The sequence below is a fragment of the Brachybacterium alimentarium genome (assembly GCF_002332425.1).
Taxonomy (GTDB): domain Bacteria; phylum Actinomycetota; class Actinomycetes; order Actinomycetales; family Dermabacteraceae; genus Brachybacterium; species Brachybacterium alimentarium.
The window spans coordinates 207158-221334 of record NZ_NRGS01000005.1; the positions used below are offsets into that span (position 1 = coordinate 207158).

Below are 14177 nucleotides of genomic sequence, written 5' to 3' on the forward strand. Positions count from 1 at the left end.
TCGAGGGCGACCCGGCGATGGGAGCAGCCGCCGAGCGCGTCCGCCTTGCCGAGGTGACCACGGAGCCGGTCTCCGTGGCCCGGATGGTCGAGGCCGTCGCGGATCCCCGCTGCGGCGCGGTCGTCACCTTCGACGGCGTCGTGCGCGACCACGACGGAGGCCGCGGCGTCGAGCGGCTGGAGTACTCGGCCCACCCCGGCGCGGCAGCCGTGATGCTCGAGGTCGCGCATGAGATCTCCGCGCGCTATCCGGACACGCTGATCGCCGTCGCCCACCGCTACGGGCCGCTCGAGATCGGGGACAGCGCCCTGGCCTGTGCGGTCGCCGCGCCGCACCGGAAACAGGCCTTCGTGGCCTGCGACGACCTCGTGGACACGGTCAAGCAGCGTCTGCCGATCTGGAAGCTCCAGGTGTTCGACGACGGCGAGAGCGAATGGGTGGGCGCGCTCGGCTGATCCGTGCCGTGCCGTGCCGTGCCTTTCGTGCCAGTGCCAGTGCCAGTGCCAGTGCCAGTGCCAGTGCCCGTGTGCGTGCGTGCCGTGCCTGTGCCTGTGCCTGTGCCTCTACCTGTGAGTGTGCCCGCGCCCGTCCGCATGCCCGTGCCCGTGCGCGTCGGCTGCGCGTCACCGCCCCGTCATCTGCGCTCGTTACGGTGGCACCATGCGCATCCTCCACCTCAGCGACACCCACCTCCACGGTGATCCCGCGGCTCGGCACTACGACCGGATCGACACCACGGCTGCCCTGCGCGGGCTGCTGGACCGCTTCGCCGCGGTCGACGGCCTGGACGCGATCGTCCACACGGGGGACGCCTCCGAGGACGGCACCCCCGAGAGCTACCGCCTGCTCCACGAGATCCTCGACCCCTTCGCCGCCGAGAAGGGCGCCGCGCTCGCCGTGGTGATGGGCAACCATGACGTCTCCGTCGCCTACGGGGAGACCATCGCGTTGGGGGACCGCGGCACGACGGTCCAGGACAGGGTGATCCCGCTCGAGACCGGAGGACGCATCGTCGTGCTCGACTCGAGCGTTCCGGGGGCGGGATACGGACATCTGGATCCCGAGCAGCTCACCTGGCTCTCCGGGGTGCTCGACGAACCCGCCGCGGGTGGCACCGTGCTGGCGATCCACCATCCTCCGCTGGTCGGCGCGACGACGCTGCTGCGGGCGCTGGACCTCGACGGGCTCGACGAGCTCGCCGCGGTGCTCGAGGGCTCCGACGTGCGGATCGTGCTCTCGGGCCATTACCACCACGAGATGACCGGGGCGATCGCCGGGATCCCGCTGCACGTGGTCCCCGGCATCACGAACGTCGTGGACCCGGTGACGGCGGGCGAGCACGAGCAGTCCCGGGCCCAATCCGGAGCCAGCCTGGTCGAGCTCGGTGCCGGGGCGCCCCGGGTGGTCACCTCGATCTTCCCCAACGCGGGTGACACCTCGGCAGATCCGGAGACCCCGGTCTACGACTTCGGGCCGGAGCAGGTCGCCGCGATCGTCGACGCGGCCGGGCGCTGATCCGCTCCCTCGCTTTCCGGCTCAGGGCAGCAAGAAGCCCCCGCGGATCCTCTCCACAGGGGCTCAGGCGATCAGTGGCTGTGCAGCCGACTCCTCAGTAGCCGAATCCGTAGGGACGGACGCCCTGGCTGCTGACGGGGCCGGGGGTGATCGGGTCCTGGCCGTGCTGGTGGCGGGCGGCGTTCCCGGCCGCGACGATGTCCTCAGCGAGCTGGGAATCGGAACGGCGGCGCAGCATGGCACCGAAGGCACGAAGAATGGCCATCAGGGGGAAATCTCCTCTGGGTCGGAGCGGCGGGATGCCGCGCCCTGGATCGCAGGGGCCACGGCAACGTCTCTGCTGTCAGTTCTACCGTGCGCGGGCTGAGGACTCCAGGCTTCGGAGCCCACTGGTTGCCAGGTTCACAATAAGCAGGTGACCTGGTGCGCAATGGTGATCTGCGCGATGTGTGGCGGGCCTGTGACGTGACGGACCGCGAGGGGGTCGGCCACCGCCCGCGCCGCGGTCCCGGACGTCGATTTAGCACTCGTCTTGCATGAGTGCCAGCGCGGTCCTACAGTTGTCCCGTTGGCAGTCGACGGCCGAGAGTGCCAGAAGCTGCCGCAGAGGGAACCTCCTCGGTCGGCACCGCGACGACGACCGGGATCGGGCTCCCTGCCCTTAGAACTCACAGAGTCATCTCTTCATGAAGGAGTGAGCCGCATGTCGGTCTCCATCAAGCCCCTCGAGGATCGCGTCGTCGTCAAGCCGCTCGAGGCCGAGCAGACGACTGCTTCCGGCCTCGTGATCCCGGACTCCGCCAAGGAGAAGCCCCAGGAGGGCGAGGTCGTCGCCGTCGGCGCCGGTCGTTTCGACGACAAGGGCGAGCGCGTCCCCATGGACGTCAAGGTCGGCGACAAGGTCGTCTTCTCCAAGTACGGCGGCACCGAGCTGAAGTACGGCAGCGACGAGTTCCTCGTGCTCGGCTCGCGCGACATCCTCGCGATCATCGAGGGCTGAAACACATGCCCAAGGAGATCATCTACAACGAGGACGCGCGCCGCGCTCTCGAGCGTGGCGTCGACAAGCTCGCCAACACCGTCAAGGTGACGCTCGGCCCCAAGGGCCGCAACGTCGTTCTCGACAAGAAGTGGGGCGCTCCCACCATCACGAACGACGGCGTGACCATCGCCCGTGAGATCGAGCTCGACGATCCCTACGAGAACCTCGGTGCCCAGCTCACGAAGGAGGTCGCGACCAAGACCAACGACGTGGCCGGTGACGGCACCACCACCGCCACTGTTCTCGCTCAGGCCATCGTGCACGAGGGTCTGCGCAACGTCGCCTCCGGCGCCGCTCCGTCGGCCCTGAAGCGCGGTATCGAGCAGGCCGTCGAGGCCCTCTCCGACAAGCTCGGCGAGATCGCCACCCCGGTCGACGGCAAGGAGCAGATCGCCTCCGTGGCGTCCGTCTCCAGCCAGGACCGCGAGATCGGCCAGCTGCTGGCCGAGGCGTTCGACAAGGTCGGCAAGGACGGCGTCATCACGGTGGAGGAGTCCTCCACCACCGCGATGGAGCTGGACTTCACCGAGGGGATGCAGTTCGACAAGGGCTACATCTCCCCGCACTTCGTCACCGATGCAGATCGCCAGGAGGTCGTCCTCGAGGACGCCCAGGTGCTGCTGCACCAGGGCAAGATCTCGGCCGTGGCCGACATCCTGCCGCTGCTGGAGAAGGTCGTCGAAGGCGGCAAGCCGCTCTTCGTGATCGCCGAGGACATCGACGGCGAGGCACTGTCCACGCTGGTCGTCAACAAGATCCGCGGCACCTTCAAGGGCGCGGCCGTCAAGGCTCCCGCGTTCGGCGATCGCCGCAAGGCGATGCTGCAGGACATCGCGGTGCTCACCGGTGCCCAGGTCGTCACCGCCGACCTCGGACTGGACCTCAAGACCGTCGACACCGACGTGCTCGGCCAGGCCGGCCGTGTGGTCATCACCAAGGACTCCACCACCATCGTGGGCGGCGCCGGTGACGACGAGGCCGTGGCCGATCGTGTCGCGCAGATCCGCGGCGAGATCGAGAACACCGATTCCGACTGGGATCGCGAGAAGCTCCAGGAGCGCCTCGCGAAGCTGGCCGGCGGCGTGTCCGTGATCAAGGTCGGAGCTCACACCGAGGTGGAGCTCAAGGAGAAGAAGATGCGCATCGAGGACGCGGTCTCCGCGACCCGCGCTGCCATCGAAGAGGGCATCGTGGCCGGTGGCGGCAGCGCCATCGTCCAGGCTGCCTCCGTGCTCGAGGGCGGCCTCGGGCTCGAGGGCGACGAGGCCGTGGGCGTGCGCGCCGTGGCCCGTGCGGTCGTCGAGCCGCTGCGCTGGATCTCCGAGAACGCCGGCCTCGAGGGCTACGTCGTCGTCGAGAAGGTCAAGGAGTCCCAGGTCGGTCACGGCCTGAACGCCGCGACCGGCGACTACGTCGATCTGGTCGCCGAGGGCATCATCGATCCGGTGAAGGTGACCCGCAGCGCGCTGCGTAACGCCGCCTCCATCGCCGGGATGGTCCTCACGACCGAGACCCTCGTGATCGAGAAGCAGGACGACGAGGAGGAGTGATCCTCACTCGAGCCGACCGGTAGGTCGCTCGACGTCGTCCGACGGGCGGGTGGAACGGGGAGACCCGGTCCGCCCGCCCGTCGGCATATCGGGCGTCCGACCTGCGGCGAGGATCACGTCTGGAGGGTCGTCGCGGCCTAAGATGGCCAGGTCCCTGTGCGACCACCGTGGGAGGAGCACCCGTGAGCAGCAGCCCTGATCTCGTGCATCCCGCGGGCGACGACAGTCTGCCCACGCGGACCTTCGGGCCCCCGGTCGGCGTCGTGCTCGGCACGCTCGGTGCGGGCTTCGTGTTCGCCGTGGTGCTCGAGTTCCTGGTGATCATCAGCTTCGTGGGCCAGCGGCTGTGGCGCGACCCCGCGCTGATGCACGACATCGTCTTCACCCTGCCCCTGCTGCTGTGGGTGCTGGTCGCGGCCGCCACGGCCGTGGTGTGCCTGCGGATCCTCACCGCCTGGCTGCAGATCGACGCGCACGGATTCGTGCTGCGCAGTCTCGCCCGGCGCACTCGCGCGGCACGCTGGGACGAGGTGGGTCGCGTGATCGCGGTGCGCGACATCGACCGCGGCGCCTCGGCGGCAGAGCTGCTCGAGGCGTCGGAGACCACCTACGACGGCGTGTACGTCATGGACCGGCAGGGGCGCCGGATGCTCGCCGTCTCCAGCCGCTTCTTCGGCCCGCGCGCCCAGGAGATGACGCTGCAGCGGGCCCGCGAGGCCGGCGTGCGCATCGACCACGTCGACGTGATCACTGCCGCGGACCTGCGCTCTCAGGCCCCGCAGGCGATGAGCGTCGTGGATCGCCACCCCAACCTCCTGCTCCTCCTGCTCGCGGTGTTCTACACCGCCCACAACGTCCTGACCTTCGCCGTGTGGGGGCTGTGAGCGAGCAGCCGGGACGAGCTGCCCGTCGTCGCGCCCGCCGTCGGCCGCCGCCCCTGCCCCAGCGCGAGGGACTGGACGCCGTGCGCTGGAGGGTCCCGCGCGACGCGGCCGAGGGACGTCCCGCCCTCGAGGCGCTGCTCGAACGCTTCCCCGCGCTCGCGGTGGCGGAGGCGACGCCGCTGGATGCACGATTCGTCCGGGGCGAGATCGTGGACGCGGACGGCAGCCCCTGGTCCGCAGATGCCCCCGTCGGCCCGGAGGACGAGCTGTGGTTCCACCGGGAGCTGCGCGAGGAGCACGTCCCCGAGGCGGAGCTGCCGATCATCCACCGTGACGAGCACCTGCTCGTGCTCGACAAGCCCCATGACATGGCCACCATGCCGCGAGGCGCGCATGTGCTCTCCAGTGCTCTGGTGCGCCTGCGCCGGGCCACCGGGATCGAGACCCTGGTGCCCCTGCACCGCCTGGACCGTCGCACTGCCGGCGTGCTCGCCTTCGGGATCGTGCCCGACGAGCGCTCCGCCTACCAGCAGCTCTTCGCGCGCGCCGAGGTGGCGAAGGGGTACGAGGCGCGAGTGCGGCTCGGACCGGAGACGTCGATCCCGACGACCCCGGGGGAGCGGGTGATGCTCCTGGACCGCCTCGTCAAGCAGCGCGGAGAGTTGATCACGCAGGTGCTGCCCGGCGAGCCGAACGTGCGGACACTGCTCGAGGTGGCCACCTCGGAGACCGACGGCACGCTGCTGCTGCGACTGCACCCGTGCACCGGACGCACGCATCAGCTCCGGGCGCAGCTCTCCTCCCGCGGCGCGCCGATCCTGGGGGAGGACCTCTATCCGGAGCCTCGCCCGTCGACGGACGGCGACGCGGTCCCCGGACTCCCGCTGCAGCTGCTCGCACGGTCGCTCGCGTTCCTCGACCCGATCACGGGGCAGGAGCGGCGCTTCCGCAGCGGTCGGCAGCTTGCAGGGGCGTGACTCACCACGGGCTGCCGGCGCTTGGCTGTCGGCACCTGGCTGCCAGTACTTGGCTGTCGGTACCTGGCGGTCATCCCTGATGGTCCGTGCGCTCGCGGTCCGGCCCGGCCGCCACCAGGAGACTCCCTGCGCGCGGAACGTACGCTGTCGCCGTGAGCACCCCGCAGATCCCCGACTCCGCCGTCCCGGAGCCCGGCCCGCGGCGGACCCGCAGCGGTGCCGTCATCGTGGGCCCCACCGTCGCCGCGCGCTATGTGCCCGGTGCCCTCATCGGCCTGCCGCTGATCTCTGTGCTGCTCTCGCCCTTCGCCGGTGCCGGCCTCCAGCAGTGGCGCCTCGGCCGGCTCCGGGGCGGCCACGATGGACTGCTCGAACAGCTCCTCTCCCCGGCATGGGTGCAGCTGCTGACGGGAGCGCTCCTGCTGTGGGCCCTGTTCGCCCTCTGGGCGATCGTGCCGATGCTCGTGACCCATCGCGTGGTCCATCTCGATGAGGCGGCCGGCACGCTCACGCTGCGCAAGGGGCTGCGCACCACAGACCGCGCCGACATCTCCGAGGTCGACCACGCCGTGGGGGAGGCGGAGCGCGGCAGCATCGCTCTGATCGGCCTGCGCGCCCGACCGCGCCACGGGGAGCCGGAGGACCGCCAATGGGTGGTCCAGGAGATCGGCTGGGACGCGAGATCGTTCGACGGCCTGCGAGCACTGCAAACCGCGGCCGGATTGCGCCCCGCCCCGCCTCGCGGTGTGCTCGTGCGCGAGAACCGTCGGCGGCGGATCGCGCGGTCGAACCACGAGCTCGCCGAGCGTCTGGGCATGCCTTGGCGACCGCAGTACGAGCACGACGAAGAAGCGTTCCGCGCGGAGTTCGACCGCGTGCGGCGGGTGCTCGGGGGCAAGGAGGAGCCCCGACCCACCGACCCCGAATAGAGCGGGAACCTGGCGGGCCGGGGCTGTATCCGGCGGTGCTGTGCTGTGCTGTGCCCGGCTGGACCGATGCGGCCCGGCTGGACCGACACGTCCGGGCCAGGCCCGGACTGGCCGGTGCCTCGCGGCCGGCGATGCGTGTCAGTCCGGCCGCATGCGGCTCAGAAGATCGCGCGCAGCACGAGCACCACGACAGCGCCGATGCTGGCCGCGGCGGGGAGCGTGATCACCCAGGCAAGGGCGATCGGCTTCATGAGCTTCCAGTTCGCCGCACGGTTCACGATGCCCACGCCGAGGACGGCGCCGATCAGGATGTGCGTCGAGGAGACCGGGAGTCCCAGCACGGAAGCCAGCATCACCACGGCCGCCGCAGCGAGCTCGGCGGCGAAGCCGGAGGACGGGTGCATCGAGGTCAGTCCGGAGCCGACGGTCGCGATCACCTTACGGCCGACGAACCACAGGCCGGAGATCAGGGCGATGCCGAAGGCGGCGAGGACCGCTGTCGGGACGGCCGCCTCCTCGGAGATCTCACCGGTGCTCAGCACATCGAGCACGGCGGCGAACGGACCCACCGCATTGGCGATGTCGTTGGCGCCATGGCTGAACGCGAAGGCCGAGGCCGTGAACACCTGCATCCAGCTGAACATGATGAACGTCGCGCGGGAGATCGACTGCTTCTTCAGAGCACGGGCGAACACCGTGACCGCCATCCACACAGCGATGCCCACCATAATCAGCAGCAGGATGCCGCCGCCGAGCGAGAGATCCAGGCCGACGTTCTTCAGCCCCTTGAAGACGAGCATCGCCGCGATCACGACGGCAGCACCCGCGGCCAGCGGCGGGACGCGCTTCTCCAGCGCGTGGTACGCGGCCTTGCGCTCGATCTTGCGAGCGGCCTTGCGCTTCTTCTTGGAGAGGCCGGCGGCCTGCTCCACGAGCTCCGCGCCGGGGCCGCCCGGGGTGAGGTCGAGGGCCGCGGACTCGGCGAAGGCCGCCTGCTGCAGCTCGCTCACACGCTCGGAGGCGGGCATGTGTCGACGCTCTTCGTCCTCCTCGTCGTCATCGTCATCGTCGTCGTCCTCGGCATCGTCGAAGCCGTGCGATCCCAGGGCGATCGCCCGGGCGGCGGGGGCCAGGATGTGGCGCTTGATCGCTCCGAAGAGCAGGAAGGCCACGATGCCGCCGAGCAGCGGGGAGAGGATCCAGGAGATCGCGATCTGGCCGATCTCGCCCCACTGCACCATCTCCAGGCCGCCGGTGCCCGTGACGAGCCCGGTGGTGACGGCCGCGCCGACGATCCCGCCGATGATCGCGTGCGTGGTCGAGACGGGCCAGCCCATCTTCGTGGCCAGCAGCAGCCAGACCGCGGCGCCCAGCAGCGCGGACATCATGATGTAGACGAAGGACTGCGGGTCCACGTGCATGCTGTCGATGTCGACGATGCCGCTGCGCACGGTCTCGGTGACCGAGCTGCCCGCGAGCACGGCGCCGGAGACCTCGAAGACCGCCGCGACCATGAGCGCCTGCTTCATGGTCAGTGTGCCTGCTCCGACACTGGTGCCGAAGGAGTTGGCGACGTCGTTCCCGCCGATGTTGAAGGCCATGAAGAGCCCGAACGCGATCGCCAGCAGCAGCAGGGGCGGGCTCACGCCGGCGCCGGCGTGACCGAACGACCAGATGGCGAAGGCGATCACGGTGACTGCCGTCACCGCGCCTGCGCTGAGATGCCAGTTGCGGTCGGGTCCGAGGAACCCGGCCGTCACAGGAGCATCGATGGGGGGCTGGGCCTTCAAAGGCGGCATCGTCGATTTCCCGGGGTGTGTGAGGACTGGGGGCAGGGTCGTGCAGCGCCCCCGAGGGGCGCCGTCACTGTAGATCAGGATGCCACCCCGGTGCCCCTCCCGGACGTGCCCCGCGCGCGAGGCCCCGGTGGGTCGTCCGGCTCGGTGGTGCGGACGTGATCTGGCGCTCCTTGTCTCCGCCTCCGGGCGTGATCCCGCCCACGCGATTCATCGTTGCTGGTCATCACCGCGCCGGATGATCCCGGTGGCGGTGATCGGGTCTGCACACGCAGCGTTCGCGCCGCTACCATCGGTGCATGACGAGCGCGGATCCCTTCGGTTTCATCGGACTCACCTACGACGACGTGCTGCTGCTGCCCGGGGAGACGGATGTCATCCCCTCGGACGCCGACACCACCAGTCGGCTCACGCGGGAGATCTCGCTGAAAGTGCCCCTCGCGAGCGCTGCGATGGACACGGTCACCGAATCGCGGATGGCCATCGCGATGGCGCGGCACGGCGGCATCGGCATCCTCCACCGCAACCTCTCGATCGAGGACCAGGCCCACCAGGTCGACCTCGTCAAGCGCACCCAGACCGGCCGCATCACCAACCCCGTGACCATCGGGCCCGACGCCACCCTCGAGGACTTCGACTCGATCTGCGGTCAGTATCGCGTCTCGGGCCTTCCCGTCGTCGATCCCTCCCGCCAGCTGCTCGGCGTCTGCACCAACCGTGACCTGCGGTTCATCCCGGTCGCCGAATGGTCCACCACCAAGGTCTCCGACGTGATGACCACGGAGTTGTTCACCGCTCCCGACGATGTCACGCCCGAGGAGGCCACCGCGCTGCTGCGCAAGAACAAGCGCGAGCGCCTCCCGCTGGTCGACGAGTCCGGTCGTCTCACCGGTCTCATCACGGTCAAGGACTTCGTGAAGTCCGAACAGTTCCCCGAGGCCTCCAAGGACAGCCAGGGCCGGCTGCTGGTCGGCGCCGGTGTCGGCTTCTTCGGCGACTCGCTCGAGCGTGCGGGTGCCCTGTGCGAGGCCGGCGTCGACGTGCTGGTGGTCGACACCGCGAACGGGCACGCGCGCCTGTCGCTCGAGATGATCCGCACGATCAAGGCCGATCCGTTCTTCGCCGGCGTCCAGGTGATCGGCGGCAACGTCGCCACCCGCGCGGGCGCGCAGGCCCTGGTCGATGCCGGGGCCGACGCCGTCAAGGTCGGCGTGGGCCCGGGCTCCATCTGCACCACGCGCGTGGTCGCCGGCGTCGGCGTCCCACAGGTCACCGCGATCCACGAGGCGTCCAAGGCCTGCGGGCCGGCGGGCGTGCCGCTGATCGGCGACGGCGGCCTGCAATACTCCGGCGACATCGCCAAGGCGCTCGTCGCCGGGGCGGACACCGTCATGGTCGGCTCCCTGCTGGCCGGCACCGAGGAGTCCCCGGGCGAGGTCGTCCTCGTCGGCGGCAAGCAGTACAAGGCCTACCGGGGCATGGGCTCGCTCGGGGCCATGTCCTCACGCGGCAAGGAGTCCTTCTCCAAGGACCGCTACTTCCAGGCCGATGTGCCCAGTGACGACAAGATCGTCCCCGAAGGCATCGAGGGCCGCGTCTCCTACAAGGGTCAGCTCGGCACCGTCGTCCACCAGCTCGTGGGCGGGCTGCATCAGTCGATGTTCTACGTCGGCGCGAACACGGTCCCCGAGCTCAAGGACCGCGGGCAGTTCGTGCGGATCACCGCGGCCGGGCTCAAGGAGTCCCATCCCCATGACATGGCAGCGATCATGGAAGCGCCGAACTACGCCTCTCACTGAGCCGTGCACCAGGCCTCGCGCTGGGTCTCGCACCGAGCCTCGCGCCGAGTCTCGCACCGAGCCTCGCACGGACGCGTTCCGTCGGTGGGGATAGCCCCCGCCGATCAGGACGGCTCCCTGGATGGAGCGCGGCCGGAGCGGGCTCCTAGCATCGAGTTCATGAGCTTGCAGAACACGCAGTCCGCAGTCGGCCCGTCCTCCACGGAGACGCCCCATACGTCCTGGCAGCCCGCCGCCGGCGCCGGCACCGACGCGCCTTCCGATGCGCCTGCCCCGGAGCGGCGCGGTCGAGCAGTCGCTTCGTCCTGGGGGTTCGGGCTCGCGCTGATCGCGCTGCTCGGCTCGATCGCAACGATGGCCTTCGTGGGGCTGACGGTGGTGCCGATGGAGACCGCCTCGGGCTATCACCTCAGCGACACCCCTGCCTGGTATCAGACAGCGGTGCTCGGGTCCTTCGGATCACTGCTGCTGTGGACCGTGATGGGTATCGCCGCGATCGTGCTGGGCATCGTCGGCCTGGTCGGGAACCGCGGGGCGATCCGCGGCGTCCTCGCGATCGTGCTCAGCGTGGTGGCTCCCCTCCTGGTGCCTGTCGTCCTGGGCACGACCATGGCGGTGGACATCGCCCAGCTCTGAGACGAGGCGTCCGCCGCTGCACTTCGGCGCGAGTTGCCCGGGACCGGGCCTCCCGAGCGGAGGTCCGCGGCCCGGGGAGGGGCGCGGGAGGAAAGGGTCCTGTGGGTCCTGTGGACGACGGGTCAGGAACGTCGGCCCCGGCATCTAGGCTGGCCCCATGACTGCGGCACCCCTGTCCTGGACCGATGCGCCCCTGCTCGGATTCGACACCGAGACCACCGGCACCAATGTGGCCTCCGACCGGATCGTCACGGTGGCCCTCGTGCACTCGGTGGGGCCCGGCCGTGAGAGCGAGACGGTCGCGACCTGGCTGATCGATCCGGAGATGGACATCCCCGAGCCTGCCCAGCGGGTCCACGGGATCAGCACCGAGCACGCCCGCGCCCATGGCATGACGGCGACCGAGGCGCTCGAGGAGGTCGTGACGATGATCGCCGACGCCCTCGGCAAGGACGTCCCGCTCGTCGCGTTCAACGGCGGCTTCGACCTCGCGATCCTCGAGAACGAGCTGACCCGTCTGGGCCTGCCCACGCTCGCCCAGCGACTGGGCCATGACATCGCCCCGGTGATCGATCCGCTGGTGGTGGACCGTGGGGTGGATCGCTACCGCAAGGGCAAGCGGACGCTCACCGACCTCCTGGCCCACTTCGACATCCAGCAGGACGGTCGGCTGCATACGGCCGACATCGACGTCTCCGCGACGCTCGACGTGCTGCGGGCGATCGTCGCCAAGCACCCCCAGATCGCCGCCTCGTCCCTTGCGGACCTCCACCGCGAGCAGGTCGGCTGGCACCGCACCTGGGCGGAGAACTTCAACGAGTTCCTCAAGAAGAAGGGCAAGACGCCCGACGTCAACACCAGCTGGCCGCTGTGACAAGAGCTAGGGCGTGTCTCTCATTTTCGTAGCCAGGCGATGACGGCGCAGAGGACGACGCCGGCTCGGTAGCTGATGGCGTGCTTGTCGTAGCGGGTGGCGATGGCGCGCCATTGCTTGGCTAGGCCGAATTGTCGTTCGACGACGTTGCGACCGGCGTAAGTTCTCTGGTCCAGGCCAGGCGGGCGACCTCCGCGCGAGCCTTTGGTCTTGCGGGAGGCGATCTCATCGGATTTCTGCGGGATCACCGCCTTGATGCCCCGGGCGGCGAGCATCCTGCGGATCTTGCCCGAGGAGTAGGCCTTGTCCGCGACCACCGCATCGGGCCTGGTCCGAGGCCGGCCAGGGCCCTGGCGAGGTACGCGGATGTCATCGAGGACCTCCACCAGCATCGCACCGTCGTTGCGCTGACCGCCGGTGAGCACGATTGCCAGCGGCATCCCATTGCCATCGACCGCGGCGTGGATCTTGCTACCCAGACCGCCGCGGGAGCGGCCGACCGCATGCCCCTCGGGCTCCTCATGCGCCAGATTCTTGTGGTTCGCCTTCGCCCCCTGTGGGCTGGTCAGGGCGGGTGGTGTTGGTCCCGTGCTGGTGGGCACGGTTGATCGTCGAGTCCACCGACACCGTCCAGTCGATGTCCCCGCCAGCATCAGCCTGAGCCATCAGTACCGCGTGGATCTCGTCCCACACTCCCAGCCGCGCGTAGAGGTAGTGGCGCTTCCACACCGTCTGCCAGGGTCCGAACCGCTCCCGGGGCAGATCCCGCCACGGAATACCGGTCCGAGCACGATAGATGATGCCCTCCACGATCATCCTGTTGTTCTCGAACGGATGCCCCTTACGACCCTCGTTCGAGGGCAGCAACGGCTCAATCCGCTCCCACTGCTCATCCGAAAGAGCCCGATCCCGGGACGCTGCAGTAGTAGCCATCCCTCAACCCTCAAGGCAAAACCCCCTCACATATGGGAGACACGCCCTAGCGCCCGTGCCTGTCCGGGGCCGTTCGCGGCGCTGATGCCCGGTTCTGATCCGGCCGACGGTAGACTCCCGGTGTGATGAGCGAGATCGAGATCGGCCGCAACAAGCGGGGACGCCGCAGCTACAGCTTCGACGACGTGGCGGTGGTGCCATCCCGTCGTACGCGAGACCCCGAAGACGTCTCCACCGCGTGGCAGGTGGACGCCTACCACTTCGACATCCCGATCTTCGCAGCCCCGATGGACTCGCTGATGTCGCCGGAGACCGCGATCCAGCTCGGCGAGGCCGGCGGGCTCGGCGTGCTGGACCTCGAGGGCCTGTGGACCCGGTACGAGGACCCCTCCGCCCAGTTCAAGCAGGTCGCGAGCGCTTCGGACGACGAGGTCGTGCAGGTCATGCGCGACATCTACGAAGAGCCGGTCAAGCCTGAACTGATCCGTGACAGGATCCAGCAGCTGCGGGACGCCGGCGTCACCGCCGCCGGTTCTCTCTCCCCGCAGCGCACCCAGGAGCATTGGAAGACCGTCGTGGACGCCGGGGTCGACCTGTTCTTCATTCGGGGCACCACGGTCTCCGCCGAGCATGTCTCCACCGGCCGGGAGCCGCTGAACCTCAAGCGATTCATCTACGAGCTCGACGTGCCCGTGATCGTCGGCGGCTGTGCGACCTACACCGCCGCTCTGCATCTCATGCGCACCGGGGCGGCCGGCGTGCTGGTCGGCTTCGGCGGCGGCGCGTCGCAGACCACCCAGGAGACCCTCGGGATCTCCGTCCCCCTCGCGAGCGCCGTGGCGGACGTCGCCGCAGCTCGCCGCGATTACATGGACGAATCGGGCGGCCGTTACGTGCACGTCATCGCCGACGGCGGACTGGGGCGCTCCGGCGATCTGATCAAGGCGATCGCCTGCGGCGCCGACGGCCTCATGGTGGGTGCCGCCCTCGCCCGCGCCGAGGAGGCTCCCGGCCACGGCCACCACTGGGGGAGCGAGGCGCACCACCCCACGCTCACCCGTGGTCACCGCGTCGACGTGGGCACCGTCGCACCGCTCGAGCAGATCCTGTTCGGTCCGTCGATCGCGGCCGACGGCTCTACCAATCTGGTCGGTGCCCTGCGTCATGCGATGGCCACCACCGGGTACCTCGACCTCAAGGAGTTCCAGCGCGTCGAGGTCGTGACCACCGCGTGATCCTCGA

At 69.7% G+C, this 14177-nt stretch carries 14 protein-coding genes; 11 read left to right on the top strand and 3 right to left on the bottom strand.

Annotation, left to right across the window (positions count from 1 at the left end):
• The first annotated feature begins 17 nt into the window (after positions 1 to 17).
• Both CIK71_RS04185 and CIK71_RS04190 read left to right on the top strand, forming a co-directional pair.
• Positions 18 to 455: a molybdenum cofactor biosynthesis protein MoaE gene (locus tag CIK71_RS04185; RefSeq protein WP_096164229.1), complete on the top strand. Its 438-nt coding sequence runs from the start codon at positions 18 to 20 to the stop codon at positions 453 to 455.
• 205 nt (positions 456 to 660) lie between these two features.
• Positions 661 to 1515 carry a metallophosphoesterase family protein gene (locus tag CIK71_RS04190; RefSeq protein WP_096163916.1) on the top strand — a complete coding sequence of 285 codons (855 nt, stop codon included), beginning with the start codon at positions 661 to 663 and terminating at the stop codon, positions 1513 to 1515.
• Between the two features lie 94 nt (positions 1516 to 1609).
• On the opposite strand, the gene CIK71_RS17645 is transcribed toward CIK71_RS04190, so the two are convergent.
• Positions 1610 to 1780, bottom strand: coding sequence for a hypothetical protein (locus CIK71_RS17645; RefSeq protein ID WP_176485536.1), 171 nt, complete (start codon positions 1778 to 1780; stop codon positions 1610 to 1612).
• Positions 1781 to 2218: 438 nt separating this feature from the next.
• Here CIK71_RS17645 and groES point away from each other — a divergent pair, with 438 nt between their 5' ends.
• The 5 genes from groES to CIK71_RS04215 all read left to right on the top strand — a co-directional run bounded on the left by groES (position 2219) and on the right by CIK71_RS04215 (position 6897).
• On the top strand, positions 2219 to 2515 hold the full coding sequence (gene groES, locus CIK71_RS04195) for a co-chaperone GroES (RefSeq protein WP_096163917.1): 297 nt from the start codon (positions 2219 to 2221) through the stop codon (positions 2513 to 2515).
• A gap of 5 nt (positions 2516 to 2520) precedes the next feature.
• Complete coding sequence (gene groL / locus CIK71_RS04200) at positions 2521 to 4107, top strand: chaperonin GroEL (protein WP_096163918.1); 1587 nt, start codon at positions 2521 to 2523, stop codon at positions 4105 to 4107.
• A 182-nt stretch (positions 4108 to 4289) separates the two neighbouring features.
• Positions 4290 to 4991 carry a hypothetical protein gene (locus CIK71_RS04205; RefSeq protein WP_096163919.1) on the top strand — a complete coding sequence of 234 codons (702 nt, stop codon included), beginning with the start codon at positions 4290 to 4292 and terminating at the stop codon, positions 4989 to 4991.
• Positions 4988 to 5968 carry a pseudouridine synthase gene (locus CIK71_RS04210; RefSeq protein WP_241964142.1) on the top strand — a complete coding sequence of 327 codons (981 nt, stop codon included), beginning with the start codon at positions 4988 to 4990 and terminating at the stop codon, positions 5966 to 5968. The genes CIK71_RS04205 and CIK71_RS04210 overlap by 4 nt, the downstream gene beginning before the upstream one ends.
• A 152-nt stretch (positions 5969 to 6120) precedes the next feature.
• Positions 6121 to 6897, top strand: a complete 777-nt coding sequence (locus tag CIK71_RS04215) for a hypothetical protein (protein ID WP_245857284.1) — start codon at positions 6121 to 6123, stop codon at positions 6895 to 6897.
• A 158-nt stretch (positions 6898 to 7055) separates the two neighbouring features.
• On the opposite strand, the gene CIK71_RS04220 is transcribed toward CIK71_RS04215, so the two are convergent.
• Complete coding sequence (locus CIK71_RS04220) at positions 7056 to 8696, bottom strand: inorganic phosphate transporter (RefSeq protein WP_096163921.1); 1641 nt, start codon at positions 8694 to 8696, stop codon at positions 7056 to 7058.
• 296 nt (positions 8697 to 8992) lie between these two features.
• Between CIK71_RS04220 and guaB the strand changes: the two genes are divergently transcribed.
• From guaB to CIK71_RS04235, 3 genes are all read left to right on the top strand, one after another.
• Positions 8993 to 10492 (top strand): IMP dehydrogenase, encoded by a 1500-nt coding sequence (guaB, locus tag CIK71_RS04225; RefSeq protein WP_096163922.1) that lies wholly within the window; start codon positions 8993 to 8995, stop codon positions 10490 to 10492.
• Positions 10493 to 10651: 159 nt separating this feature from the next.
• Positions 10652 to 11128: a hypothetical protein gene (locus CIK71_RS04230; protein ID WP_096163923.1), complete on the top strand. Its 477-nt coding sequence runs from the start codon at positions 10652 to 10654 to the stop codon at positions 11126 to 11128.
• Positions 11129 to 11285: 157 nt separating this feature from the next.
• Complete coding sequence (locus tag CIK71_RS04235) at positions 11286 to 12002, top strand: exonuclease domain-containing protein (protein WP_096163924.1); 717 nt, start codon at positions 11286 to 11288, stop codon at positions 12000 to 12002.
• A gap of 20 nt (positions 12003 to 12022) precedes the next feature.
• On the opposite strand, the gene CIK71_RS04240 is transcribed toward CIK71_RS04235, so the two are convergent.
• Positions 12023 to 12935 (bottom strand): IS5 family transposase gene (locus CIK71_RS04240; RefSeq protein ID WP_245857285.1). Its coding sequence is split into 2 segments (ribosomal slippage): positions 12023 to 12556 and positions 12558 to 12935, totalling 912 coding nucleotides; the frame shifts between segments, so codons are not numbered across the junction.
• Positions 12936 to 13060: 125 nt separating this feature from the next.
• Here CIK71_RS04240 and CIK71_RS04245 point away from each other — a divergent pair.
• Positions 13061 to 14170: a GuaB3 family IMP dehydrogenase-related protein gene (locus CIK71_RS04245; protein ID WP_096163926.1), complete on the top strand. Its 1110-nt coding sequence runs from the start codon at positions 13061 to 13063 to the stop codon at positions 14168 to 14170.
• The last annotated feature ends 7 nt before the right edge of the window (positions 14171 to 14177 follow it).